The organism is Paenibacillus sp. R-74696 (assembly GCF_055814915.1).
In genome coordinates this window covers 375724-402492 of sequence record NZ_JBPULM010000046.1, presented here as the reverse complement: position 1 = coordinate 402492, position 26769 = coordinate 375724, and the positions used below count along the sequence as shown (strand labels likewise).

Here is a 26769-nt window from a genome sequence, read left to right as displayed (position 1 = left end):
GGAAGCTGGAACGATGACAACAGTAAAAAAAGCATGGAAAAGATTTTGGAAATCGGAGAGCGGCTTAGGTACGCTGGAAATTATTTTAATCATTGCCGTCGTTATCATTATTGCATTGCTGTTCAAGGATTGGATTATAGAACTCATTGAGCGTTTAATGGGCAAGGCCGATGACCAAGCAGACAAAATTTTCTCTTAGGTCGCTGGTTCGCAAGTGGCTGCACGGGGAGCAGGGCAGCTTTACGCTGGAATCAACGCTCGTTTTCCCGCTGCTGCTCACTGTTATTTTGTTGTTTCTCCTGCTTGGGATGTACATGTACCAGAAGACAGTGCTTTATTATTCGGCTTCCGTTACGACGGAGCGTACGGCCTTCGGTTGGGATAACAGCTTCCGTAATCCGCGGACGGGCCTATTGCCGGAAGGTGAATACGATAGCCTATACTGGCGAATGAATGAGGATCGGATGCTCAGCTCTTTGTTCGGCTTAGGCGCCGAATCAGCGGATCTGCAGTTAGTTTTGCCTTTGCAAGGGGCTGCTGGGGATAGCTTGCCTGAACAAAAAATGGCAGCGGCTGCAGGGTGGATGGATGCTGAGCGAGGGCTTCCTTTTGAGGGGAGCATTGGTTACCATCGTACGGTCCTTCAGCGCCATATTGAGACAAAGCTTTTACAGCCTGTGTCGCTTCAGCCGCTTGAGCGTATCTTAGGCATTCGGGAGCCTAAGACGGTTGCTTCCAGCCCGGTTACCGATCCTGTCGATTTTATTCGCGGCGTTGATTTGGTTAGATATTATACGGCTAAATTTGCTGGCAGCCCTCAGGGCGGCGGGAAGGAACAGGCTAGTCAGGTGCTATCCACCTATAGCAAACAAGACAGTAAGAATAACGCCAAAGGATCATGAAATGGAGGTGGAAAATGAAAGCAAGCCGATCTGAAAGGCTGAGTCAGCATTTAGCCAGAAAAAGCTGCTTACGCAAATGGCTGTGGCGGCGTGACGGTGCAGTTACTATATTTTCCGCTATGGTGCTGTCGTCGCTTTTGCTGTTCATGTCCATCCTTATTGATTACGCCAGAATAGCAGCTCTCCATAAAATAACCGAGGATGCAGCTAGAGCAGGTATACGATCCGTATTATCTGCCTTCGATAGTCAGCTTTATGAGCAATACGGTTTATTTGGGCGAGGCGGGACAAGTGCAGATACGATTTATAGCGAGGTTGTAAAAGCGAATGTGGAGCGTAGTGCATCATCCGCTGCTTTTTCTCGGCCAATTGATGCCAATGTAGTCCATTCACATACGGATCAGGCAGCGGTATTGGGCAGCCATAAGATGTTTGAAAGACAGGTGCTGGAAGAGATGAAATATAAAGCACCGATTGATTTCACACTGGAGCTGGCTTCGAAGTTTGCTCCTATGTCGGAGGCGATGAAGGAGTCGGCTGTGACAGTGGACCTGTTGGAGCAGCTGCGCAAGCTTTATGACAAACGTCAAGCAAGCCTCACTCGTATATTAGCCTTGCAAAAGCAGGCTGCTGATGCAATGGGAACAAGCGGCTTGAAGGCGCTGCTGCCGTATGGGGAGCTGGATATCTCAAGTGCAGGAGATGGGACAGCAGCATCGCTTAGTCGGCGTTATGAGGAATATGCCGGCTGGGTCATCGTTGACGAGCAATTAATAGCCGCAGGCAAAGCACCAAAATATACGCAGGAAAGAGCGGAATATAAATCAGAAGCAATTACGCTGATTAATGAGCTCAAGAAACTGAGCGCTAAGGTGATGCGTGAACATATAGAGCTGCAAAGCACGGCGAAGGACGAGCTGGAGCAAGCAAGGCTGTTGAATGAGGAAATGCGGCGGGTTGAAAGCAAGGCGAAACAGTCTCCCGCCTATAGCGGATATGACCGCGTATCTGGCAAACAAGTCGTAGGCTCGGATTTGCATTCTTTGCCGTCCAGAGCGGTCTCTGAACTGCAGGATGTACAAAAGACAGCGGACCAGCTGATTTTACCCGATGCTTGGTTTACAGAATATGGAGCTGAACTGGATGATCAGGCTCAGTCGTATACAGCTTTTCATAACGAAGCAAGTGGATTCACCTCAGCATTTACGGTGCTGCTTGATCTAATAGATCGCTACACAACCATACTCCATACTGGATTAGCGAAAATGACTATGCAGTCTGGACAATATGCAGGTCTGTATGTTCAGCCAGGTACTATTATTGCCAAGCGTCAGCAGGAGCTAGCAGATGAAGGACTCGAAAAGCAGCGCAAAGAGCAAGAAAAGCAGCTAGGCTCGTTATGGAAAAAGGCAGGCAACATGCTGGAGGGTTTTCAAAGCGTTGCTGGTTCAGAAGAACAGCAGGCAATATTTAATCAGCTGGAAGAGCGTTACAATGGAAATTTGCAATTTAATGCAGCCGCTGCGCAAGGTTCAAATGTTGAAACAAAAACGTTTGGCGACGATGCCCATGCTCAGGCTGAAGCTTCTGCGGAGCTTTCAAATGGCTTGTTCGGCGGGGTAGCCGATATGCTGGAGCAGGCTAGAGATACTGTATATTTTGGCGAGTATGTATTACAGCGATATTCGTTTTTTGCCCCGCAGCAATTGAAGATGATGCTTGAAAATGGGGATACCGCTGAGCTCACGCAGGCGCTGACCTTTCATAATCAAGAAGCCGAATATGTGATTTATGGTTTTCATAATCGCATAGGCAATGTGGCCGCAGCTTATGGCGAGCTGTTTAGCGTACGCATGGCAATACGCACTATGGAAGGGTTGTCTACTTGCCGACCTGCTGGACATCCCCTCTTGATTTTATCTTGCTCGCTTATTTATGGCTTGGAGAAGACGATGGAAGACATGCTCGCATTTGCCAATCGGGGATCGGCCCCGTTATCTAAATATGCCAATGTAGAAATTTCGTATATCGACTATTTGCGGCTTTTTATGCTTCTGCATGGCGGGGCTAACAAAGAAGCAGTTGTGTCTAGAATGATCGCGGTTATTGAGCAAAATAGCGGGGTTACTCTGTCTGGTGTTTCCACAGCTGTAACAGGAGAGGTGCGGACAACTGCACAGCTGTGGTTTTTGCCTGGTGTCATGCAGCTGCTAGGAAGCTATGGATTATTGCAGGGAAGGGTGACGAATGGCCGCTATGAAACGACGCAGACGATTGGCTGGTCATACTGATCGCCGTAAGGGGGAGCGCGGCAGCATCGTTATGGAAGCAGCGTTAGTTATGCCGATGCTCCTGCTTGTGCTGTTGGTATTCATTATTTTTATACGTGTGTGCGCACTTCAAATGGCGCTTCAAGCAGCAGCCTCGCATTCCGCCAGGCAAATTGCCGCTCATATATATCCTGTAGAGTTAACCTATCAGAAGTTTTCTGCATCTATCCCGGAATTTAGTGCTGCACAGCTGCCGCTCGCTGATTGGAGCGCTGCGACAGCTGATGCTGCCAAGTGGCTTCCTGATCCGGCAGGAACACTAGCTTCCTCTGCATTAAGCGGCGATTGGACACCGCTTATAGATATGGCAGCAACGGAACTCGGACGAGGAGCGATAGAACCGCTGCTCCGTCAACATGCAGACGAGGCTGTACTGGAGAAAGATAGAATCAGGCTTTCAAGGCTATCGCTGCCGGATTTGAAAAATAAGCAGCAGCCTTATCTGATTATCGAAGCGGAATATGAATTTCCAATGCAGCTGCCTTTCATGAGGCAAAAGCTGGTTTTAAGGGAGCAGGCTTCAGAGCGGGTATGGATAAGCGACGCTGTAGCGGCGCAAGATTCAGCAGCGCAAAATGATCCCGACCATATTCCACTGCAAATTATATCGATATCACCTGTGCCGCTCAGGCCGGGTCACAAAGCTACGGCTATTGTGTTAACAAAGCCGGGAGCAACTGCTTCATTAAAGGTAATGTACAAAAGTGGGCAAAGCCAGGCCAAGCATCTTGGTGAGGCGACAGCGGGCAGCGACGGATTTGTACAGTGGACATGGCTTGTATCGGGCAATACGACACCAGGCATGTGGGAGCTGACAGCTGGAGTGGGCAATCAGCAAGCATCCATGCATTTTCAGGTTGAGAAAAAATCAAATTAGAAATGTGCGAGCCTACAAGCATACAAGGAGAAAGGGGCAGAGTGTAATGCTCACCATACCGTTTGCAGCGGCAGCCGTGCTGCTCATCGCTGCGTTACTGACAGATTTGCGTTCCATGCTTATCCCAAATCGTTTGACCGTATCTTTTTTTGCAGCAGGCTGCCTATATCAGACTATCGTTGGCGGCTGGAGTGGATTATGGATAGGGTTAATTGGTGCTGCCGCAGGCTTTGTACCGCTGTTTATATTGCATATGGCGAGAGGAATTGGCGCAGGGGATGTTAAGCTGTTCGCTGCCCTTGGTGTATGGGTTGGCACAAGTACGGTGCTGCAAATGATGATGTATGCCATTTTATATGCAGGCATAATTGGCGTACTGCTTGTCCTGTTTAATAGGCCTTTTAGCAGAAGGGTTTTTAGCGGCTTGCTGCTGCTGTTGCACAGAGGCGCAGAGCCCAGACGCAAGGAGCTTGGAGGCTGGGCAGCGGGAGGGACTACCTTTCCATTTATGCTTGCAGTAGTACCCGGGGCATTAACTGCGTGGCTTATGCTTACATAACACTAACAGCGTGTTAGCTTTACTTAGTTGAGCTGTTCATAAAGAATCGAGCTGCAAGTAAAGGGGGAGAACCGATGGGGAACTTTATTGTAGATTATGCGATGAATCGTGGTCATGAGCTAATTATGGATCGTGAGGGAGGCATACGCAGACAGGAGCTCGACGATGTAGAGCTGCAAATGCTGCAAGGCGGCTCGATTCCACATATGCTGCCAGTGGAATGGTTTGAGCTTGATGGGCTCATTACGTTCAGATATCGAATAAGCGGCAAAAAATTGCTGCTTCATCGCTTGCAGATTCAATCACTGACAATGGAGAAGTTTTATGCCGTGCTGCTTGGTATTATAGAAGCGCTGGATGAGTGTCGCCATTATATGCTTCGCCCTGAAGGCTGCCTGCTGGAAGAGTCACATATATTTGTCGGCGAGCAGCTAAGCGATATTTTTCTGGTTTATATGCCTTTAAAACCGAGTAATTTAGGCCAGGCTGCTCCAAGCTGTACGAACTCCCTGCTAGCTCTGGCAGTACGCTGGTCCTCTTATATAGAAGAAATAAATGGCGAGGAGTTTCAGCATATATTGCGTTTGTTAAGCAGAGAAGATGCTACGGTTAGCATGATCCGTTCGCAATTGCTGGAACGCATCAGTAAAATGTATGAGGGTTCGTATCGCCGTCCTGCGTCCGCGTCCAGCACAAGCGGGCCAGATTATGCTGGCAGTACTAGTATTGCTAGCAATGCTAATGTTGCTGGCATTATGAGGCCAGACAAGCCTTCCGATGATAGCAGTTCTAAGCATCACGCAGAAGCTGGAGAGTTTGGCCACGATAGCGATGCGATCAAAAAAAGCGAAACGACTATGGATGATTCGCCAAATGAGCGTTTTTTTGCCGCAGGCAATTGGGAGATAGAAGCCGAGCCTCTGCCTCCATATAGTTTTAGTGAGGAGGAGCCTGCGCCAGCTCGAAAAGGAAAGTGGCTATTAAGCGCTTTAATCATTGTAATAGTGGCTTGTATATGGCGCTATATTTATTTGACGTCTCCTTCTAGCAGCAAGCTGTTTATATGCCTGGGTCTATCGCTTGGCGGTGTGGCTGGACTGCTAGCCATATGGCTCAAAAAAAGCGTTATTGCTGAATCGGAATTAGTAGAAGAAGAGAGAATGAAGGAAGAGAATATGGAAGAATCGTTTAGCCACTCACGTCATAAAGGAATAAATCAAAGATGGGAAGAGCTGGTTCATCCCCCTAAATCGGCTGTTGATAGGGAGGGAGCTGTGCCCGTGTTTAAAAAGACAGTTTCCTCGCAATCTGTATCAACTAGAAGAGAGGAAGCGACCGTGCTGCTAGGACAGCATAACAAAAAGCCTGCTGCCAATAGCGGACTCTCACTCCAGAGGGAGTGGGAAGGGCAAGGGCAGAGGCTCGATTGGGAGAAAGGCCGATTTACAATTGGCCGTATAGGCGAACAGGTCAGCTATGGTGACGAAGCGCAGGGAATATCTCGGCTGCACCTCGAATGTTATAGAGACGACAAAGGCTGCTTCATCAAGGATCTTGGCTCCCGAAATGGAAGCATGCTGAACGGACAAACGATGATTGCTTACAAAGCCTATCCATTTTCAGTAGGAGATATTGTCCAGCTAGCTGGAGTAAATGGTCCTAAATATGAATTGAAGCAAGGCAACTGATGGAAGGAGCAGGCTTAGGACTTTTTGTACATATGCTCCATTGCGCTCTCGACAGTCGGATATAGGAAAGTAAATCCATTGTCCAAGGCGACACGCGGAAGCGCCCGCTGTCCATCGAGCAGCAGCGTTGCAAGCTCGCCGACCGCAGCTTTCATCACAAAAGCGGGAACTGGGAACCAGTGTGGCCGATGCATTGCTTTGCCGATCGCTCTCCCAAAGCTGTCATTCGTAACAGGCTCTGGAGCAGAAGCGTTAACAGGACCATTCACATTTGGCTGATCCACGCAAAATATGATGAGGCGGACAATGTCCTCCAGATGAATCCAAGATATCCATTGCTGTCCGCTGCCCATCCGTCCACCGCCAAATAGCTTATAGGGAAGCGCCATTAATGGGAAAGCGCCGCCTGTTTTGTTCAAGACGACGCCTACTCTTAGTTTGATCAGACGTTCTACCTTAATCGCGTCAGCAGCTTTTTCCCATTGCTTGACCACCTCTGACAAAAAGTCTGTTACGGCAGTCGGGCTGTACTCATCAAAGGTTTCGGTAGTTGACAGCCCGTAGGCTGAAATGCCTGAAGCATTAACGACAACCTTTGGTTTGCCTTTTAGAGCTTGGACGATTTGGGCGATGCGTGCGGTTGCAGTCAGCCTGGAGTTAAGAATTCGCTGCTTGGCCTCGTTGCTCCATCTTTGATTGATGGATTCGCCAGCCAGGTTAATGATGGCGTCAATTCCCTCCAGCTTTTGAGGATGCTCGGCAAGCTCGCTCCATGTTATATAATGGAGGCCTTTTCCTACAGGCGAGTTTTGGCTCCGTCCAGAGCGCGAAATAATCCATACTTCATCACGCCGCTCCAGAAGAGCCTTGACCAATGCTTGTCCGACAAAACCAGTACCTCCTGCTACCGCGATCCGCATGCATCCACCAGCTTTCCATTATTGTTTCTCGATTTTCTCCGCCCACATTTGCGTGAAGCCGTCTAAATCCTTTTCAACATACTGGTATTTAATCTTACTTTTCTCTGGCAGTGTATTAATGACATCAAGCAGCTTATCATCTATTTGCAAAACAATGGTGCCGCTTGGCGTGTCTACTTCAATGGAGTGGGTGTCGATAATGCCATTGAATACACCTTCACCATTTTTTAGATCCGGGTTAGCAGTCGGCGTGTCTGTACCTGGGCTGCTTTCTGGCGACGCTTCGCCAGGCTCTGTTACGCTTCCGCCATCACTCGGTGATGGCGCAGGGCTTTCCTCTGGCGTTGGCGATACGGTAGCTGGCTGCTCGTCTGTGGCAACCGGGCTGCTGGATGCAGCGGGAGCATTATTGCTATTGCTTGAGCAAGCGGCGGTTGCGAGCATAATTGCTACTAATAGGGAGCTCGTCACCATCAAGCTGCTTTTTTTGGTTTTATTATTTTTTGTCATTGTGAAGCACCTCCTGGCAGTATAAACGAAATCTGATCGCAATAGGTTCCAAAAAAAGAGATCAGAGCGAGCCGTCGCCGTGCTCGTACATGTTCTTACACGGACGGAAGACTCATTAAACAGCCAGCGCCAGGCTAATCGTGAATGGTAAAACTAAGAAACGCTATTTGTTGAGCAGATGCTTGAAAGGGCTGTAATCAATGCCTTGCTTCTCGAGAAAGGTAACAAGTACTTTGTAGTCTCTTTTGGGTGTAGCCCGTATGTATCCTTCTACACAATGTGCTCGTGTGACCTCTTTGGCTTCATATTCAATAGCTACTTGACCGATCTTGGCAGCTATGGAGTGCTTCGCTATATCTCGGAACGCAGATGGGACAGGCGCAACCAGCTCATCGAGAAAAAGCTTCGATTCCTGGGTCCACATGCTGCGGCTTCTGTCCACCCAATAATTTTGCCAATCGAGCTTGGACTTGCCATCCCGCTGAGGGAGCACCTTCAAAAACTTGCGGAACATAAAGAAACCGCCGATTGCCATGAATACGACCATGACGATTGCCCAGAAAATGATGAAATACATAAACCAATCAGGAGCTGATTTCATATCCAATTTTCACCTCATGGATGAATTATAGCGTATTCCTAGATTTATTTCGACATTCCTTGTAAAATAGGTGTGATAAACCGAAAGGGGCGTTAAATAACGATGTTGAAAATCGGTTCCCATGTTTCATTTTCGGACAAAGGGCTGCAGACAGCGGCAACGGAGGCTATTTCTTATGGCTCCAGCACATTCATGATTTATACCGGCGCACCGCAGAATACGCGAAGAAAGCCGATTGACACGCTATATATTGAAGAAGGCAAAGCTTTAATGCAAACAGCAGGTATTGATGAGATCGTTGTTCATGCTCCGTACATTGTCAATCTCGGCTCCTACAAGGACAGCACCTATAACCTGGCTGTTGAATTTTTGCAGGAGGAAATCCGCCGTACGGCTGCTATTGGTGTGCAGAACATTGTGCTGCACCCAGGCGCTTACACTGACAAGGATGCTGAATATGGCATCGGCCGTATTGCCGAAGGGCTGAATGCAGTGCTGGAAGGCACGAAGGAAACGAATGTCAATATTGCGCTTGAGACGATGGCTGGCAAAGGCACGGAAATCGGCCGCAGCTTTGAAGAGCTGGCAGCAATTATTGATAAGGTTCAAAGCAACAACCGTCTGACGATTTGTATGGATACTTGCCATATGCATGATGCAGGCTACGATCTTGTTGATGATTTGGACGGCGTGCTGGACAAGTTTGACAAGCTCGTAGGACTTAACCGAGTTGCAGTAGTCCACGTGAATGACAGCAAAAATCCGCGTGGAGCGGCAAAGGACCGCCATACGCCGATAGGCTCGGGATATTTGGGTTATGATGCTATCCAAGCCATTGTCCATCATGAGGGACTTAAAGGTCGTCCATTTGTTTTGGAGACGCCATGGATCGGCAAGGATGCCAAAACCGAGCGTCCGATGTACGAAGTAGAAATCGCCTTGCTTCGCGGCGAAGTTCAGCAGCGGTTTGGCGACAGCTTCCTGGAGGATGTTGCGAAGCTCCAGCAGTTTTTTGCACCGCAAGGCATTGACCGTGCATTTGTACTGTCGACATGGGAGCTGCTTAAGGCGGATGCCAAAGCGAGAAAGGCTGATCCTCGCGAGCCAATGGAGCGGATTTATGACCTCGTTATTGAAGGCGGCGTATTGCCGGCGGCACTGACGGAAGAGCAAATTAATCAACGGATTACAGCATGGTTTGCAGGCAAAGCTGTGCTCTAAATATAAAGATTTATAAATGATGAATAGAATGAAGATAATAGTTGAAGGAAGGAAGTTTGAAATACATGTCATCACCATCTATATCGCAGCAGCCGTCCGCCAAGAGCGGACGGGCTCGCATGCTTATTTCCTGCCCGGACCGTTCTGGAATCGTGGCGGCCGTTTCCCATTTTCTATATGAGCATGGGGCAAATATTGTGCAGTCCGACCAGTACACAATGAACCCGGAGGGCGGAATGTTTTTTATCCGCTTTGAGTTCGATTTGACTGACCTCGACAAGGAGCTGCCTGTATTAGTGGAGGATTTTGCCCGCGTTGCCGACCGTTTCGATATGAAATGGCATACGTTCCGTGCAAGCCGCAAGAAGCGCCTGGCGATTTTCGTTTCCAAAGAAGATCATTGCCTGATGGAACTGCTGTGGCAGTGGAAAGCCGGCGATCTTGATGCCGATATTGCCATGGTCGTCAGCAATCATCCGGATATGCGCGAAATGGTGGAAGGCTTCGGTATTCCTTATCACCACATTCCGGTCACTGCGGATACGAAAGCGGAAGCGGAGCGCAAGCAGATGGAGGTTGTTGCGGATAAAGCAGACATTATCGTGCTTGCCCGTTACATGCAAATTATTTCGCCGAAATTTATCGAGCAATTCCCGAATCGCATCATTAATATCCACCACTCCTTTTTGCCTGCTTTCGTTGGCGGCAAGCCGTATGCGCAGGCTTACCAGCGCGGCGTGAAAATCATTGGCGCTACAGCGCATTATGTAACAGAGGAGCTGGACGGCGGACCAATTATCGAGCAGGACGTGCAGCGGGTCAGCCACAGGGATAATGTGGACGACTTGAAGCGGATTGGCCGCACGATTGAGCGTGTCGTTCTTGCCCGTGCAGTTAAATGGCATATTGAGGACCGGATTATCGTTCATCATAACAAGACGGTCGTATTTAATTAGGTTTTTCGCGGTTATTTATCAATATTTTTTAATAGGCAAACTGCTCTGGCGGGTGTTACAATGTTCAAAGCCATTGTGTTCATTTGCGCACGACCTATAAGCATGTTGAAAAATGCAGGCTTTCCGCCTTATATTTCATCGCAAAACGGAAGCTTTGCCATGCTTCTAAAGAGAGAGAGCAACACTTAAAACAAGAAGACCAGAATGGATTTTTAGGAGGAAACAAGCTAATGACAGTGACTCAAAAATCAGTTGACCAGCTTTCGATTGATACGATCCGTACGCTTGCGATCGATGCGATTGAGAAAGCAAAATCTGGACACCCAGGCATGCCAATGGGTGCAGCTCCAATGGGTTATCAGCTTTTCGCTAAAAGCATGGTTCACAACCCGTCTAACCCGACTTGGGTAAACCGCGACCGTTTCGTACTTTCCGCAGGACACGGCTCCATGCTGCTATACAGCCTGCTGCACCTCTCTGGCTACGATCTCCCAATTGAGGAACTGAAAAACTTCCGTCAATGGGGCTCCCTGACTCCGGGTCACCCTGAGTTTGGCCACACAGCTGGCGTTGACGCAACGACTGGTCCACTGGGACAAGGCGTGGCTATGGGCGTTGGTATGGCGCTTGCAGAAGCACAGCTTGCAGCTACTTATAATAAAGAAGGCTTTAACGTAATCGACCATTATACTTATGCGATTTGTGGCGACGGCGATTTGATGGAAGGTATTTCGCATGAAGCGGCTTCCATGGCTGGTCACATGCAGCTAGGCAAACTGGTTGTACTATATGATTCGAACGATATTTCCCTCGATGGCGAACTGAGCTTGTCCTTCTCGGAGAGCGTTCAGAAGCGTTTTGAAGGATACGGCTGGCAAGTGCTGCGCGTAGAAGACGGCAACGATCTGGATGCTTTGTCCAAAGCGGTTGCAGAAGCGCAAACAGACCATGCTAAACCGACTTTGATCGAAGTGAAGACGGTTATCGGTTACGGCAGCCCGAACAAAGGCGGCAAAGGCGGACATGCAGGTCCTCACGGATCGCCGCTGGGCGCTGAAGAAACGAAGCTGACTAAGCAGTTCTACGGATGGGAAGAAGACAATCAGTTCTTCGTGCCAGACGAAGTTCGCGCACACTTCGCAGAAGTGAAGAAGCAAGGCGAAGAGTCCAATGCGCAATGGGATGCTTTGTTTGCTGAATACAAAAAAGCAAATCCTGAGCTTGCTGCTCAATTCGAAATCGCAACTTCCGGTTCATTGCCAGCTGGCTGGGATGCAGACCTTCCTGTTTACACAACAGAAGACAAGCCTGTATCGACTCGCGTAGCTTCTGGTAATGCCCTGAACGGCCTAGCGAAAAATGTCCCTAGCCTTGTTGGTGGCTCCGCTGACCTTGAAAGCTCGACGATGACTCACCTGAAAGGCTTGCCAGTGTTCAAGCCAGGCAGCTACGATGGCCGTAATATTTATTTCGGCGTTCGCGAGTTCGGTATGGCTGCTGCAATGAACGGTATTGCTCTTCATACAGGTCTGAAAGTATTCGGCGGTACGTTCTTCGTATTTACCGACTACCTGCGTCCTGCTATTCGTCTGGCAGCGCTGATGAAGCTTCCTGTTGTATACGTACTTACCCATGACAGTATTGCAGTCGGCGAAGACGGTCCTACACATGAGCCAATCGAGCAGCTTGCTTCGATTCGCATCATCCCTGATCTGACGGTTATTCGTCCAGCTGATGGCAATGAAACTTCCGCAGCATGGGCTTATGCGCTGGAGAACACAAGCAATCCAGTAGCGCTTGTTCTGACTCGCCAAAACCTTCCGATTCTTGAAGGTTCTGTAGATAACGCACGCGAAGGCATCCGCCGCGGCGGATACGTTGTATCCGATGCGAAAGACGGCAAGCCGCAAGCGCAAATCATTGCTACAGGCTCCGAGGTTCAACTGGCTGTTGCTGCTCAGAAAGCTCTTGCAGAAGAAGGTATTCAAGTTCGCGTTGTCAGCCTTCCGAGCTGGGATCTGTTCGAAAAGCAAGACAAAGCTTACAGAGATTCTGTATTGCTTCCTGAAGTTAAAGCACGCGTTGCTATCGAAATGGCTTCCCCATTCGGTTGGGAGCGTTATGTTGGCGATCAAGGCACGATTATCGGTATCGACCGTTTCGGCGCTTCGGCTCCTGGCGACCGCGTCATCGCTGAATATGGCTTTACGGTTGAGAACGTTGTAAGCAAAGTGAAATCCGTACTTTAATTTTCGAAATAGAAGGAGATTATACCGCCATGTCTCAATTTGAAAATGTAACGGTCGTCAAAGAAGCTAACGTTTATTTTGACGGTAAAGTAACAAGCCGCGCTGTATTGTTCGCGGACGGCACGAAAAAAACGCTCGGCATTATGCTGCCAGGCGACTACGAGTTCGGTACAGACTGCGTAGAAATTATGGAAATTCTTGCTGGTGATTTGAAAGTGCTGCTTCCTGGCGAGACGGAGTGGCTGCACATTCAAGGCAAAGGCGAGTTCACTGTGCCTGCCAACACGAAATTCAAGCTTCAGGTTGCGACGGTAGCAGATTACTGCTGCTCGTACATTTACGAATAAGATTCCGAAATCAAAGGAAGGGCTGCTTCGCATATGCGAAGCAGCCCTTTTCGTCGTTCATCGAATAACCGATGTTTCCTTAACCAAACAACATAAATCCTAAAACATTGTTATATCTCCCCATGGCTTTGGAAAGCTACAATAGCTTCTGTAACCGCTAACAATAAACAAGAAGAAGGTTAAATGGAGGGGGATTTATTGAAACAAAGAGCGATGCGGAGGTGGAATTTCAAGCTCACTTGGCCGTTGCACGCCATGCTCATTCCGGGTATAGTTCTTGTTCTGATCTTTTCATATTTGCCCATGCTGGGACTCGTGATGGCCTTTCAGGATTACAAGCCCCAGCTTGGATTTTTGGATTCCGAATGGATCGGGCTGGAAAATTTCAAGCTGATGTTTGAATATCCGGATGCAAGGCAAGTCATATGGAATACGCTGCTGATCGCGGGCATCAAAATTGCAGCGCATCTCATTGTTCCATTCGTTTTTGCGCTGCTGCTCAATGAAGTGCGTAAAATGCTGTTTAAACGGTTTGTGCAAACGCTCGTCTATTTGCCCCACTTTTTGTCCTGGGTCATTCTAGGAGGCATTTTACTCGATATGCTCTCTACAGATGGCGGACTAGTCAATCAACTGCTTGGGGTATTTGGAATCGAGCCGATTTTTTTCCTTGGCGATGGGAATTGGTTTAGATTTACGATCATTGTCAGCGATGTATGGAAGGATTTCGGCTTCTCGACCATTATTTTTCTAGCGGCGCTTGCGGGCGTTAATCCCGAATATTATGAAGCGGCGCTTATTGATGGGGCGAATCGCTGGCGTCAGACGCTTTCGATAACGATCCCGTCTATTTTGCCCATTACGATTGTGGTTGCGATCTTATCGCTTGGCAACGTGCTCAATGCCGGGTTCGACCAGATTTTTAATCTATACAACCCGCTTGTTTATGAAAAGGGAGATATCATCGACACCTATGTTTACAGAGTAGGCTTGCTGGGTGGCGATTTTGGCTTCGGTACAGCCGTAGGCGTGTTCAAATCGCTAGTCAGCTTTATCTTGATTGTTATTTCATATAGGCTTGCCTACAAGCTGGCCAATTATCGCATTTTTTAAGGGGGGAGCGGCATGCATTATCGTTCAATTTCTTATCGTGTTTTCTCTACATTCAACGTTGCTTTTCTAGCCCTGTTGTCCTTCATGTGTATAGCACCGCTCCTTCATGTGCTTGCGGTATCGTTCAGTACCTCGGCGGCAGCCGATGCCAATTTGGTAAAGCTGTGGCCGGTTGGTTTTTCTCTAGACGCCTATAAATCTACATTGTCGAATGTATTTTTTATCGGCTCCTTTGGAAATTCAATCATTCGAACGGCTCTTGGCACAGCGATTGCGCTTTCCTTGTCGATTCTGATTGGCTATGCCTTGTCCAAAGAGAGCTCTGAATTCAAGGGAAGAAATATATATGCCTGGTTTTTCGTGTTTACGATGCTGTTCAGCGGCGGGCTGATTCCCGGTTATATCGTTGTACAAAAGCTGGGGCTGCTGAATTCGGTATGGGCACTCGTTCTTCCGGGAGCGGTTAGCGTTTATAATACGATTTTATTGATGAATTTTTTCCGCACATCGGTGCCGAAAGCGCTGGAGGAAGCGGCTTTTATAGATGGAGCGGGCCACTTTCGCGCATTATGGCAAATTTATTTGCCGATATCGCTCCCATCGCTGGCAACAATCGGCCTTTTTACAATGGTTGGTCACTGGAACGCTTGGTTTGATGGACTGATTTATATGACTCATGCCGAAAAATATCCTATGTCTACGCTTTTGCAGACGATTGTAGTCCAGCGGGACTTAAGCAGCATGAGCGTCAATGCAGATGAAATGAAGGAGCTGTCGAACCGGACGGTGAAAACGGCACAGATTTTTATTGCTACCCTGCCGATTATTATCGTGTATCCGTTTTTGCAACGATTTTTCGTTAAAGGGATTGTACTTGGTTCCGTAAAGGAATAGCACAATCGTCCGCTACACAGAAAGTGCGATAGCTGAGCCATTAAATAGGGGGAGTGTCTACGATGAATAAAAGCTGGATAAAAACGACCGCATTATGGAGCGCTTTAATGCTGGGTATGACAGCTGTGACGGCCTGCTCATCGCCAGGAAATGAGGAAGCGTCAAGCAATGCCCCGCAGCCGCAAGCTGTAGCCATCGCAGATGAAGCGATCAAAGCGGGCAAATACGAGGAGCCGCTAAAAATCAATATTGTTCGCCAGATGACCACTGATGTGAAGTTTCGCGCCGGGGAGGACATCAACAATAATCCTCATGTCCAATGGGCCAAGGATACGTTCAATATCGATCTCAATTATTTATGGACGGCCGACAGCAGCGCGATTGATACGAAAATCCGCTTGATTTTGTCCGCGAACGAGGATCTTCCTGATATTATTCAATATCGGGGCTCACAGGATGTTATCGACGCATTAATCGATTCAGGCAAGTTCGCAGACGTTGGCGACCTGTTCGACAAATATGCCGGCGATGCCTACAAAGCAGCGATGGCGGAGGACGAAACAGTCTGGTATCCTTATGTTCGTGATGGAAAAAAGTACGCGATTCCGATTCTCGATTACTCTAACAATAATGACACCGTTTTATGGATCAGAGATGATTGGATGAAAAAGCTGAATTTGAAGGCGCCGCAAACAATTGAAGAGCTGGAAAAGATGATGGAGCTGTTCACGAACGGCGATCCAGACGGCAATGGCAAGAAGGACACCGTAGGGCTGGCAGTAGGCTTGAAAAATGGCATGAACACATGGGGACTCGCAGATGCCGACTTCCTGTTCGGCGCTTACGGCGCAATGCCGGGGCAGTGGAATGTGGATGCCGCGACAGGCAAGCTTGTTTACGGCTCGATTGCACCGGAGGTGAAGACGGTGCTTGCGAAGCTGAAGAATTGGATGGAGAAGGGCTACATTCACAAGGAAGCGGGATTGCATGATGAAGGCAAGGCTGCTGAATTATTTTCATCAGGCAAGGCGGGAATCGTAGCTGCTCCTTACTGGGCAGGAGGCTGGCCGCTGCCAGCGGTTAAAGAGGTAGATAAAAATGCTGACTACAGCGCATATCCTCTGCCTGCGGGACCAGATGGGAAAATTGGCCGCAGCAAATCGGGAACGGGCAATGGAGTCATTTTAATCAATAAAGACTTCAAGCATCCGGAAGCTTTTTTTATGTATGCCAACCTTTTATATGAGCAGCAGGGTAATCCGCAGGCTGGAAGTCCGTTTGAATACGGCTTTAAAGAAGGCTATGATTTTATGCTTCAGGATGGGCAGCCAGTCTGGGATGAAGCTAAGTTTCCGGCAGACAAGCCGCTAATGAATGTTGAAAAGTATACCCTGCTGTTTGATGGCGCCCGCATCCCTTCCCTCGTTATGCAGACGATGAACGATTTGGCAAGTGGCAAGGAGCCGGCTACGGCGTTCGAGCAGAAGCAGTCCAGAGGGTTGGATAAAAATATTACAGCTGGTGCAGTCAACTACAGCCAGCGGGAATATGCGATGCCAAATTTGTATATTGGCTCTCCGACCAAAACCTACAAGAAGCGCTGGGATTTCCTCAGCAAAAGCGAAAAGGAAACGTTTAATAAAATCATTTACGGCGGCAGTCCGATTGACGCCTTTGACGCGTTCGTCACACAGTGGAAAGCTTCTGCTGGGGACACCATTACCGAAGAGGTTAATGAATGGTATGCTGCTGTTCAAAAATAAGTAATCGGGCAACCTAACATCGGATAAACAATAGAAGCGCCCAATCCCTTAGGAGGGGAATACGGCGCTTTTTTTGCTCAGGAAGGAAGGCTCTGTAATGGAGAAATCAAATATTTTCAAAAAAATATTAGCCATTATGGGGCTGCTGCTCATCCCTGTTATCGGTTTGTATTCCTATTCAAATCAAATAAGCATTCATGTCGTAGAGGACCAAATCAGGCAAAACAGCGGGGACAAGCTTTCTTTCTTTGTTCAACAGATTGATGCTGAATTTGATCAATATATGATTTCAGTAAATAATTTAGCCATTGAGCCGCTAGTACGCGCTTTTACAACGCTGCCCTCCTCCAGCACGAATTCCGAGCTGTTTGAGACGAAGCTGAGACTGCAGGATGATTTGGACATCAAAGGGAAGGCCGGTATTCTGGAGCGTGCTTATACGTTATATGCGCCGCTTTCAGGGGAAGTAGTCAGTACACACGGTTCTATTTCCTATAAGCAAATGTTCGTCAATACGGTGCATAAAGGCGAGCTTAAGCCGTTCATATGGACTTACTCGGTAGAGGACAACAGCCGAATACCGAACGCTTTCGTTTATCGGATTGTGGAGCCGCTGTTCGTTTACGAGGATCTGGAGCAGGCTGATCTGGTGGGCGAGATTCGGGTCGATACGAGAGATATTTCGGATATGCTGACCCGGTTTAAGGCGGACAGTCCCGGCGACCCTTTTTTATATCATGAAAATGCTGCCCCCATCGTTGCGCGTACAGCAGACATGCAGCGAATTAATGAACTGCTGCCTTTGTTTGAGAAATATAAGGAAGATGTAAAGCAAGGGACGTTCCTGGCATCGCTGCAAAATGAAGAATATATGATCCTTTATGCCAAGTCGGAGGCTACAGGCTGGTATTTAATCGAATATATGCCGCTTGAAAGCATTCTTTCTCCGATAACCTCCAGCCGCAATTGGTTTTGGATATCACTTTGTCTAATTTTGCTCATAAGCGTGTTATCCGCATTTTTGCTTTATCGCAATGTGCAGGTCCCGATTAGGGAGCTGTATTTGGCCGCCAAGCGGCTGCGCAGGGGCGATTATGCCGTACGTGTTGGCAGCCGCAAGCATGACGAATTCGGTTATTTATTTGAGCAGTTCAATTTGATGAGCGAGCAAATCCAGCATTTAATCAATAGTATCTATGCGGAGAAGCTGCATGCCAGAGAAGCTACGCTGAAGCAGCTGCAATCGCAGATTAATCCACACTTTCTGTACAATTGCTTATTTTTCATTAAAAATATGACGCGCATAGGCGAGCGGGACGCCGTAATGGCGATGGCGGTCAAGCTGGGCGACTATTATCGCTATACGACCCATGTAGATCAGCAGGAAACGACGCTGCGCGAGGAAATCAAGCTGACCCACAACTATTTGTCGATTCAAAATATGAGGATGGACCGCATCCACTTTCAAATTATAATTCCGGATGCCATGCTGGAGCTCAAGCTGCCGAGGCTGATCGTGCAGCCAATTATTGAGAATGCCATTATTCATGGCTTGGAGCCAAGAGAAGGGATAGGCATGATTAAAGTTACGGGCCTTATCGGCGAGCATGGATATGAAATAGTATGTGAAGATGATGGTGTGGGCCTCAGTGATCAGGAGCTGCTGCGGCTGCGGCAGAAAATCAGCGCTAATGCAGGGCTGGACGAGAGCTGCGGCCTGCGCAATGTCCATCAGCGGCTTGTTCATAAATACGGCGGAGCGTCTGGCCTCACGCTGGAGCATTCGTCTAAAGGTGGCCTTCGCGCAACGATTCGGTGGAGGGCACTCTCAAGCGGACGTGAGAGTGAGTGAGTGAGTGAGTGAGTGCGTAAGTGCGTGCGCGAAGGCTGCACGGAGCGCTGCAATCATGTCAGGAAAAAAGGAGACTTGGCCATGTATCAGCTCATGATCGTTGATGATGAACGTTCGGTAGTTGAAGGGGTTGCGGCGACGCTGCTTGAATATGGAATGGCTGACGTTGAAATTCATAAAGCTTTTTCCGCTTCGGATGCGCTGGCGATTATGCGCAAATGCCCTATGGATCTAATCATTACGGATATCCGGATGCCGGGCATTTCCGGTATAGAGCTCATGGAGCGCGTGCGAAAATCGTCAGATTCGACTGCTATTATTTTGCTCACAGGCTATGCCGAATTTGAATATGCCAAGCAGGCGCTGACTAGCGGCGCCTCTGATTATTTGCTCAAGCCGGTCAATGACGAGGACCTGATTAGCGCGGTAAATAAGGCGCTGCAAGCTGTACAGAAGGAATGGGAAGCAGCCGTTTTACGTGATAACACACAGCGGGCAATGCGGGAAAACTTGCCGCTGCTGCAGCAAGACTTGCTGATTGATTTGCTTCAAGATCGGGAGATCTCATCCGCTGCCTTAGAACAGAGGCTTCAGCAGCTCTCGCTTCCTTTTTCGCTGGAGCATTCTGTCAGTCTGCTGCTGATTCGGCTGGAGGAGCCTTTTTTTCAATATGGGCACAATGATCGGGCTTTGCTTGAATATGCGGTCGGCAATATTGCCGAGGAGGTGCTGAACGATTTTTATCAATTGTGGATGTGCAAGGATTCCCGTGATTATTTGGCCTTTGTGGTTCGCGCATTGGATGGGAAGGGCGGAATGGCAGGCGAATTGGTGGAGCAGGAGCTTGCGCGTCGGTGCCTCTATTTGCAGCAGCAGGTGCAGCGGTATTTGAATGGGTCGATATCGGTTGTCATCAGTGCTTGGGGGCGGTTTCCCGAGCATTTGGCCGCCTCCTATCGTCATGCGCTTACGGCTTATCTCAAGCATGTCGGCTCAGGAAGGGGATTGCTGCTTCCGCTCGGCGAGCAGTTGAGGATGAATTCCATCCGTACATTCAAGCATTTGTATGAGCCGCCGCTGCTGTCTGATCTGCTGGAGTCGGGAAGATGGGATTCCTTTATGGAAAAGCTGAGCTTGATTTTCGATGAGCTTGAGACCGATTTTGACGGCTCCGCCGAGCATTCATTGGAGGTCTATTGTGCCGTAACAGGTACACTTAGCTTTATTGCCCATAAAAGCGGGTACGGCTTGTTTGATTTTTTGGAATTAGGTGACCAGCAAATGATGACATTCGAGTCTTTAAGGCAGCAGCGACTGCTGCGGGATAAGCTGGTTCGATTGGCGGAGAACATACGCAGCCAGCTTGAGACCGAGGCAATGGGCAGCCAATCTAGACTAATCAAGAAGGTGCAGCGCTTCATTGACGAGCAACTTGCTCATACGATTTCCCTGACGATGATTGCCGAGCATGTTTTCCTTCATCCCGTGTATCTCTCCCAGATGTATAAAGCGGCAACCGATGAAAGCTTGAGCGACTATATGCAGCGAATGCGGATGGAGAAATCGGCCTATTGGCTTCGAAACTCAAAGTTGAAAATTTATGAAATCGGCAGTAAAGTCGGCTACCACAATGCGCCTTATTTTATCAAAGTATTCAAGAAGGTGCATGGGATGACACCGCAGGACTATCGGGAGCTTCATTCGGTATAAGCTGACGCGGGTCCGGCTGGCGCTTCATTTGTGTCAACTTTTCTAATTCATGCTTAGAATTCGATTTTTTGTGACATAAACGTCTGAAATAGGCGTCTTTGGCATGGCATAATCGGGAAGGAAGCTTTTGTTTTCTGCTTGAAATATAGAGAAAGTATATGATTTCGCCAACCTTTCTCTATATTTCTCGGACTTAGAGAAGCATATTTGTAGGAGGAAGAAGCGATGAGTAAAAGGGAACAGGAGCAGAGCCTTAAGCTGCTGCCGGACAAAAACTATACGCCGCTGATTGCGATTTTGACCGTTGTGATCGTAGGGCTAGTGACGGTGCTGTTTTTTCTGCCGGCCTATGACGGGGAGCTTGGCTTCAATGTGAAATTGCTGCCGCTGCTCAATGCGGTATTTAACTGCTTTACGTTTATTGCTCTGGTCGTAGCTTTAGTTGCGATTATCAAAAAGAACATCAAGCTGCATCGCCGTTTTATTGGAGCGGCATTCGTCTCGACGACCTTATTTCTCGTGTCCTATGTGACCTATCACTATTTGACGGAATCGACGAAATATGGCGGCGAAGGGGCATTGAAGAGCATTTATTTCTTCGTGCTGATTACGCATATTTTGCTGGCAATCGTCGTTGTGCCGCTGGCGCTGCTATCTGTGGCAAGAGGCCTCTCCATGCAGGTCGAACGCCACCGCAAAATCGCGAGATGGACGATGCCGATCTGGCTCTATGTCAGCTTCACGGGCGTTGTCGTCTACTTGATGATTTCGCCGTACTATTAAGGAGGAGCGGATTTCCGCTTCGCCATGCAAAAATAAAACCGGGTACAGCCTGTCACTTTAAAGGACAAGCTGTACCCGGTTTTATAATCAGAGGAGCATTCGAATGGCCTTCGCTATCTATGCTCTTCCATTCCTATCGTGTCGCGCTTAAACATTGCTTCTTAGCAAGGCAGGTCTAGCACGTACGGCAAGCCTAGCACACAAGGCAAGCTTAGCGCACTTACCGCAAGCCTACAAGCTTCCACCGCCGAGCTTGCGCCCGATATACTGCTCGTAAGCTTGCGCTACGGCGCACATATCCAGCTCGCTTAGTCCCATTGACTCCCCGACCTGGAACATGCTCTTCGCCGACTCTAGCAGCGGTGTGGGCACGCGCAGGCTGTCTGACAGTACGGAGGACAGCTTAAGGTCCTTGAGCATCAGCTCTAGCGAAAACTGCACATCATAATTGGCATTGATCAGCTTAGGGCCCTTCAGCTCAGCCGATTTGCTCGATGCGCTGCCGGCCTGCACCAGCTCTAGAAAGGCGCTGCTGTCGAGCCCGCCGCTTGCGGCAATCGCCATGCCTTCCGTCAGCGCAACAACGTTGATGCCGACGATTGTATTATGGGCCAGCTTGGCAATGGAGCCGCTGCCGTTCTGGCCCATATAGATGAGCTTGCCGCCCATTGCTAGCAAAATGTCGTCATTGGCGTCGAGCACCGCCTTGCTGCCGCCAATCATAAATACAAGCGTTCCGGCATCGGCTGCCGGCTTGCTGCCTGTAACCGGTGCATCGAGGAACGAGGCACCCTTCTGCTCGGCTGTTGCCGCTAGCTCGCGCGCCAGACTTGGCGAGATGGTGCTGCTGTCAATAAGCACAGTGCCGGAACGGACGGCGCCGAAAATCCCATTTTCACCATAATAAACGTCCCGTATTGCTTGATCATTGCTGATCATTGTAATCACGACATCGCTGCCAGCGGCCGCTTCGGCCGGAGTTAATGCTTCAGTCGCTCCAAGCTCGATTAGCGCTGCCGCTTTTCCGGGCGTGCGGTTGTACACCGTGACGCTATAGCCTTTGCGCAGCAGGTTCGCCGCCATTCCCATACCCATTACACCAAGTCCGATAAATGCTGCTGTTTTCATCAAAAGGTTCCTCCCATGGCTAGCGTTTTCCTTTCATTATACGGCTTCTTCATCAAGATTTCATTGTTATAAGCTTGTTTTTATAGTTTAAATCCGATATTGTAGATTTGACGCTATACATGATGTTGATTATCAGTGGGGGGAAGCATGAGCCCCGCCGTTAATCGTACGATATTTTAAAAACGGCAGCGATGCCGTTTATATTCCTAAGGAGGCTTATTTGTTTATGAGTAAAACGGTACATTTCGATTACAGCAAAGCACTAACGTTTATTGGGCAAAATGAGATCGACAACTTGACACAGCAAGTTCGTCTTGCGCATGACCAACTACATAACGGCACGGGTACAGGCTCTGACTACCTGGGCTGGATTGACCTTCCTGAAAACTATGACAAAGAAGAATTCGCCCGCATCAAGCAGGCGGCTGAAAAAATTAAATCGGACTCCGAGGTGCTGATCGTAATCGGCATCGGCGGTTCTTACCTGGGCGCGCGCGCAGCGATCGAAATGCTGTCGCATTCCTTCTATAACCTGCTGCCGCATGAGCAGCGCAAGACGCCGCAAGTACTTTTTGCCGGCAACAACATCAGCTCCACTTACGTGACGCATTTGACGCAGCTGCTTGAAGGCCGCGACTGGTCGATCAACGTTATTTCCAAATCCGGCACAACGACTGAGCCAGCGATCGCTTTCCGTCTGTTCCGTGAGCTGTTGGAGAAAAAATACGGCAAGGAAGCTGCACGCAAGCGTATTTATGCAACGACGGACAAACAGCAAGGCGCGCTCAAAAAGCTCGCATCCGAAGAAGGCTACGAGTCGTTCATCATCCCTGATGACGTTGGCGGCCGCTATTCCGTATTGACAGCTGTAGGCTTGCTGCCAATCGCAGCAGCTGGCGTTGATATTGATGCGATCATGAAAGGCGCGGCTGACGCTGCCAAAGAATACAGCAATCCGAATCTGGCTGAAAATGAAGCCTACCAATATGCGGCTGCCCGCAACTCGTTGTACCGCAAAGGCAAAACAACTGAAATTCTCGTTAACTACGAGCCTTCGCTTCACTTCGTATCGGAGTGGTGGAAGCAGCTGTTTGGCGAGAGCGAAGGCAAGGACTACAAAGGGATATATCCTTCCTCCGTTGATTTCTCGACAGACCTTCACTCGATGGGCCAGTTCATCCAAGAGGGCAACCGCAACATTTTCGAAACCGTTATTCAAGTGAAGGAAGTGTCCGAGCACATTTCCATCGGTCATGACGATGCGGATTTGGATGGTCTGAACTTCCTGACGGGCAAAACGATGGACTTCGTCAACAAAAAAGCATTTGAAGGCACTTTGCTTGCGCATACAGACGGCCAAGTTCCTAACTTTATCGTCAACATTGCGGATTTCTCGCCATACACCTTCGGCTACCTCGTGTATTTCTTCGAGAAGGCTTGCGGCATCAGCGGCTACTTGCTCGGCGTAAATCCATTTGACCAACCGGGCGTAGAAGCATACAAGAAAAACATGTTCGCGCTGCTTGGCAAACCGGGCTACGAGAAGGAGAAAGCGGAGCTGGAAGCGCGCCTGTAGGCGTCGTTTCCGACTTCCTTCCTGATGAAGCTTGAACGTTACCGAACGGTTAGGCAGCAGGCCCATGCCGAAATCGTCATCAAGCGCTCCCGATTTATTGGCTATGCAAAGCCAGTAGAGACTGAGGAGGAAGCGGTGCAGTTTATTGACGAGATCAAGCGGCTGCACAAAACCGCGACGCATAACTGCTCCGCCTATATGGTGGGGGAGCGCGACCAATTCCAGAAGCAGTCTGACGACGGCGAGCCAAGCGGCACGGCGGGCAAGCCGATTTTGGAGGTCATTAAGCACAAGGGTCTCAAAAATATCGCCGTCGTCGTCACCCGCTATTTTGGCGGCACGATGCTGGGCGCCGGAGGACTCGTCCGGGCCTACACAGACGGCGCGGTAGCCGGAATCGAAGCGGCAGGCGAGATTGTCAACGTCCTGCACCTCGAGGTGCGGGTTTCCGTTGACTATACTTGGTATGGCAAGCTGGAGAACGAGCTGCACGGCCGTGGCATACGCGTAGGCGGCACGGAGTTTACGGACCGCGTCATCGTCAGCTGTTTGCCGGCGGAGCCGGAGGCGGAAGCTTTTATCGCGTGGATGACGGATTTCACGCAGGGCCAAGCCGAGATAGAAGCAGGCGAGAGCGTCTATTATATTGAGGGCGAATAACAAGCCCATCCTATGCTTTTCAAAGATTAACAAAAAGCGCCTTATTCATAAACCCATTGGGGATAATGAATAAGGCGCTTTTTGTATTATTTTGTATTTGTTTTTTGTATTTCGCTTTTTTACTGAGCGGTTTTGGCGATTTTGTTCTGTGGTTTTTCAACAGTAGCCGGAAAAGGGGTGGAGCGGAGTGAAAGGTTTGAGCTGGAGAAGCGGAGCGCTCGCCTTTGCCTGCGGAATTCTACCATGAACATGGTACAATCGAAGAATTCCGCGGGCAACAGCGATCGTAAGCCAAACCTTTCACGCAGCGCAGACCTCATTTCCAGCAATCAGTTGAACTCCACAAATAAAAGGCCAATTTAGCATTGACTTGGACTAATATGATCTGCTAAATTGATAATACCAAGTTTGTTAATAGGGATTATCTTTTTTGCTTTATCTTTTCGTATTTGTACTTTTCTATTTTCGTCTGTGGTTTCACCTACGACACGAGTCGATGGTCTGGAGGGTAACGTCAACGTGAATGCTATGTTTCGAAACAAATGGTGGAGCTTCGGCTTCCGAAGTACGGTTATGCTTTATTTTATTATCCTGATTATTATTCCGATTTTCGGCATTTACACGCAATCGCTGTCGCTTGGCTGGCAGCCGTTCTGGGAAAGCGTAAGCGATCCTCTCGCGTGGAAAGCGGTGCTGCTCACCGTCAGGCTCGCCGTTATTGCGACGATAATCAACATTTTTCTTGGAACGATGATTGGCTGGGTGCTTATTCGCTACAAATTTCCCGGGAAAAGATTTCTCAACTCGCTCGTCGATTTGCCTTTTGCTTTGCCGACAGCGGTTGCTGGGCTGATGATTTTGCTGCTGCTGGGCCCACGCAGCTTTGTTGGCGGTTTGGCGACGAAGCTTGGCTTCGATATCGTATTCCATGAACCGGCGATTATTATCGCGATGGTGTTCGTCACCTTCCCATTCGTTATCCGCGCTGTACAGCCTTTGCTGGAGGAGCTGGATCGCTCAGAGGAAGAAGCGGCGTATACGATGGGTGCTTCAAGAGCGCTGACGTTTTTTCGCATTATTTTACCGTCGATGCTTCCAGGTATTATAAGCGGAGCGATGCTGGCATTCTCGCGCGGCATAGCCGAGTTTGGTGCAGTTGTGCTAGTAGCGGGCAACATTCCTGGCAAAACGCTCATTGCATCGGTTTATATTTTTGGGGAAATCGAAAGCGATAATCCGCAGGGAGCAGCGGCGGTTTCCGTTATTTTGCTCACCTTATCCTTCGTCATCTTGTGGACGGTTAACCTGATTCAATCCAGGAGGCCGGGCCAATGAGAAAACTATGGATTACGCTCACTTACGTCGTATTTATACTTCTACTTATCATACCGCTTGTCGAAATCGTGCGCGGGTCCTGGGCAGAAGGCTGGAGCGGTTTTACTGAAGGGCTGCTAAGGCAGCAATCGCTTCATGCCCTCAAGATGACCGCATTAATCGTCGTTATTGTAACCGCATTAAACACACTTTTTGGGGTCATGCTTGCGCTTTATCTGGTACGGGCAAAATGGATCGGGCCGCGTATCAAGCGCCTGCTGAACAGCTTGGTAGACCTGCCGTTTGCGGTGTCTCCGGTTATCGGCGGTTTGATGATTGTTCTTATTCTTGGACCAAGTACCGTTATTGGAACCTTTTTCGAAGCGTCGGGCTTTAAAATCGTCTACGCCTTGCCAGGCATGGTGCTTGCAACGCTATTCGTCACTTTCCCGCTCATGGTGCGCGAGGTACTGCCCGTATTGCAGGAAATCGGGGCCCAGCAGGAGGAAGCGGCGTCTACGCTTGGCGCATACTCGTGGTATACGTTCTGGCAGGTGACATGGCCGTCGATTCGTTGGGGTGTCATTTACGGTGTTGTGCTGACGGTTGCCCGCTCGCTTGGCGAGTTTGGCGCTGTGCTCGTCGTATCCGGCAATATTATGAATAAGACGCAGACGGCAACGACGCTCGTGTATCAGGATGTGGAAAATTTTAATGTTGTGGCTGCGAACGGGGTTGCGCTCGTGCTTGCGGCGTTCTCCGTAGGATTGCTGCTATTAATGGAATGGGCCAAGAAACGAAAGGAAGTGCATTAAG

At 49.0% G+C, this 26769-nt stretch carries 24 protein-coding genes; 20 read left to right on the top strand and 4 right to left on the bottom strand.

Annotated elements, in window-relative coordinates:
- Positions 1 to 13: 13 nt before the first annotated feature.
- The 6 genes from ACSR9A_RS26265 (at position 14) to ACSR9A_RS26240 (ending at position 6356) form a co-directional block, all read left to right on the top strand.
- Positions 14 to 199 carry a Flp1 family type IVb pilin gene (locus ACSR9A_RS26265; RefSeq protein WP_341279067.1) on the top strand — a complete coding sequence of 62 codons (186 nt, stop codon included), beginning with the start codon at positions 14 to 16 and terminating at the stop codon, positions 197 to 199.
- On the top strand, positions 171 to 902 hold the full coding sequence (locus ACSR9A_RS26260) for a pilus assembly protein (protein WP_473760862.1): 732 nt from the start codon (positions 171 to 173) through the stop codon (positions 900 to 902). Before ACSR9A_RS26265 ends, ACSR9A_RS26260 begins: the two co-directional genes overlap by 29 nt.
- 14 nt (positions 903 to 916) lie before the next feature.
- The gene (locus ACSR9A_RS26255; RefSeq protein ID WP_473760860.1) at positions 917 to 3193 is read left to right on the top strand and encodes a TadE/TadG family type IV pilus assembly protein; all 2277 of its coding nucleotides are present in this window, start codon (positions 917 to 919) and stop codon (positions 3191 to 3193) included.
- Positions 3150 to 4109, top strand: coding sequence for a TadE/TadG family type IV pilus assembly protein (locus tag ACSR9A_RS26250; protein WP_473760857.1), 960 nt, complete (start codon positions 3150 to 3152; stop codon positions 4107 to 4109). Before ACSR9A_RS26255 ends, ACSR9A_RS26250 begins: the two co-directional genes overlap by 44 nt.
- A gap of 46 nt (positions 4110 to 4155) precedes the next feature.
- Positions 4156 to 4668 (top strand): A24 family peptidase, encoded by a 513-nt coding sequence (locus ACSR9A_RS26245; RefSeq protein WP_473760854.1) that lies wholly within the window; start codon positions 4156 to 4158, stop codon positions 4666 to 4668.
- A gap of 74 nt (positions 4669 to 4742) precedes the next feature.
- Positions 4743 to 6356: a DUF6382 and FHA domain-containing protein gene (locus tag ACSR9A_RS26240; protein WP_473760852.1), complete on the top strand. Its 1614-nt coding sequence runs from the start codon at positions 4743 to 4745 to the stop codon at positions 6354 to 6356.
- A 14-nt stretch (positions 6357 to 6370) separates the two neighbouring features.
- Here the strand turns inward: ACSR9A_RS26240 and ACSR9A_RS26235 are convergent, their stop codons facing one another.
- From ACSR9A_RS26235 to ACSR9A_RS26225, 3 genes are all read right to left on the bottom strand, one after another.
- A complete protein-coding gene (locus tag ACSR9A_RS26235; protein ID WP_473760849.1) occupies positions 6371 to 7276 on the bottom strand; it encodes a TIGR01777 family oxidoreductase in 906 nt (301 codons plus the stop codon).
- Positions 7277 to 7294: 18 nt separating this feature from the next.
- Positions 7295 to 7786, bottom strand: a complete 492-nt coding sequence (locus ACSR9A_RS26230) for an RAD23 family protein (RefSeq protein WP_473760847.1) — start codon at positions 7784 to 7786, stop codon at positions 7295 to 7297.
- 163 nt (positions 7787 to 7949) lie between these two features.
- A complete protein-coding gene (locus ACSR9A_RS26225) occupies positions 7950 to 8387 on the bottom strand; it encodes a DUF2621 family protein (protein WP_056041344.1) in 438 nt (145 codons plus the stop codon).
- Between the two features lie 102 nt (positions 8388 to 8489).
- Here ACSR9A_RS26225 and ACSR9A_RS26220 point away from each other — a divergent pair, with 102 nt between their 5' ends.
- The 10 genes from ACSR9A_RS26220 (at position 8490) to ACSR9A_RS26175 (ending at position 21275) form a co-directional block, all read left to right on the top strand.
- Positions 8490 to 9608: a deoxyribonuclease IV gene (locus tag ACSR9A_RS26220; RefSeq protein WP_473760845.1), complete on the top strand. Its 1119-nt coding sequence runs from the start codon at positions 8490 to 8492 to the stop codon at positions 9606 to 9608.
- A 65-nt stretch (positions 9609 to 9673) separates the two neighbouring features.
- Positions 9674 to 10564, top strand: coding sequence for a formyltetrahydrofolate deformylase (purU, locus tag ACSR9A_RS26215; RefSeq protein WP_341279058.1), 891 nt, complete (start codon positions 9674 to 9676; stop codon positions 10562 to 10564).
- Positions 10565 to 10794: 230 nt separating this feature from the next.
- Positions 10795 to 12813 (top strand): transketolase, encoded by a 2019-nt coding sequence (gene tkt, locus ACSR9A_RS26210; RefSeq protein ID WP_473760842.1) that lies wholly within the window; start codon positions 10795 to 10797, stop codon positions 12811 to 12813.
- Between the two features lie 29 nt (positions 12814 to 12842).
- Positions 12843 to 13160 carry a pyrimidine/purine nucleoside phosphorylase gene (ppnP, locus tag ACSR9A_RS26205; RefSeq protein WP_046233271.1) on the top strand — a complete coding sequence of 106 codons (318 nt, stop codon included), beginning with the start codon at positions 12843 to 12845 and terminating at the stop codon, positions 13158 to 13160.
- Positions 13161 to 13343: 183 nt separating this feature from the next.
- Positions 13344 to 14273, top strand: coding sequence for an ABC transporter permease (locus tag ACSR9A_RS26200; protein ID WP_473760839.1), 930 nt, complete (start codon positions 13344 to 13346; stop codon positions 14271 to 14273).
- A gap of 12 nt (positions 14274 to 14285) precedes the next feature.
- A complete protein-coding gene (locus ACSR9A_RS26195; RefSeq protein ID WP_473760836.1) occupies positions 14286 to 15167 on the top strand; it encodes a carbohydrate ABC transporter permease in 882 nt (293 codons plus the stop codon).
- 62 nt (positions 15168 to 15229) lie between these two features.
- Positions 15230 to 16930 (top strand): extracellular solute-binding protein, encoded by a 1701-nt coding sequence (locus ACSR9A_RS26190; RefSeq protein WP_473760835.1) that lies wholly within the window; start codon positions 15230 to 15232, stop codon positions 16928 to 16930.
- 97 nt (positions 16931 to 17027) lie between these two features.
- On the top strand, positions 17028 to 18782 hold the full coding sequence (locus ACSR9A_RS26185) for a sensor histidine kinase (RefSeq protein ID WP_473760833.1): 1755 nt from the start codon (positions 17028 to 17030) through the stop codon (positions 18780 to 18782).
- Between the two features lie 81 nt (positions 18783 to 18863).
- Positions 18864 to 20492 carry a response regulator gene (locus ACSR9A_RS26180; RefSeq protein WP_473760830.1) on the top strand — a complete coding sequence of 543 codons (1629 nt, stop codon included), beginning with the start codon at positions 18864 to 18866 and terminating at the stop codon, positions 20490 to 20492.
- Between the two features lie 225 nt (positions 20493 to 20717).
- A complete protein-coding gene (locus ACSR9A_RS26175) occupies positions 20718 to 21275 on the top strand; it encodes a DUF420 domain-containing protein (protein WP_341279055.1) in 558 nt (185 codons plus the stop codon).
- A gap of 231 nt (positions 21276 to 21506) precedes the next feature.
- Here ACSR9A_RS26175 and ACSR9A_RS26170 read toward each other — a convergent pair whose 3' ends face one another.
- Positions 21507 to 22403 (bottom strand): NAD(P)-dependent oxidoreductase, encoded by an 897-nt coding sequence (locus tag ACSR9A_RS26170; RefSeq protein WP_473760827.1) that lies wholly within the window; start codon positions 22401 to 22403, stop codon positions 21507 to 21509.
- Positions 22404 to 22629: 226 nt separating this feature from the next.
- On the opposite strand from ACSR9A_RS26170, the gene ACSR9A_RS26165 reads away from it, so the two are divergent.
- The 4 genes from ACSR9A_RS26165 to ACSR9A_RS26150 all read left to right on the top strand — a co-directional run bounded on the left by ACSR9A_RS26165 (position 22630) and on the right by ACSR9A_RS26150 (position 26768).
- Positions 22630 to 23979 carry a glucose-6-phosphate isomerase gene (locus tag ACSR9A_RS26165; RefSeq protein ID WP_430161594.1) on the top strand — a complete coding sequence of 450 codons (1350 nt, stop codon included), beginning with the start codon at positions 22630 to 22632 and terminating at the stop codon, positions 23977 to 23979.
- Positions 23980 to 24003: 24 nt separating this feature from the next.
- On the top strand, positions 24004 to 24639 hold the full coding sequence (locus ACSR9A_RS26160; protein WP_473760824.1) for a YigZ family protein: 636 nt from the start codon (positions 24004 to 24006) through the stop codon (positions 24637 to 24639).
- A gap of 519 nt (positions 24640 to 25158) precedes the next feature.
- Complete coding sequence (gene cysT, locus ACSR9A_RS26155) at positions 25159 to 25974, top strand: sulfate ABC transporter permease subunit CysT (RefSeq protein ID WP_473760821.1); 816 nt, start codon at positions 25159 to 25161, stop codon at positions 25972 to 25974.
- Positions 25971 to 26768 (top strand): sulfate ABC transporter permease subunit, encoded by a 798-nt coding sequence (locus ACSR9A_RS26150; protein WP_056041368.1) that lies wholly within the window; start codon positions 25971 to 25973, stop codon positions 26766 to 26768. The genes cysT and ACSR9A_RS26150 overlap by 4 nt, the downstream gene beginning before the upstream one ends.
- The last annotated feature ends 1 nt before the right edge of the window (position 26769 follow it).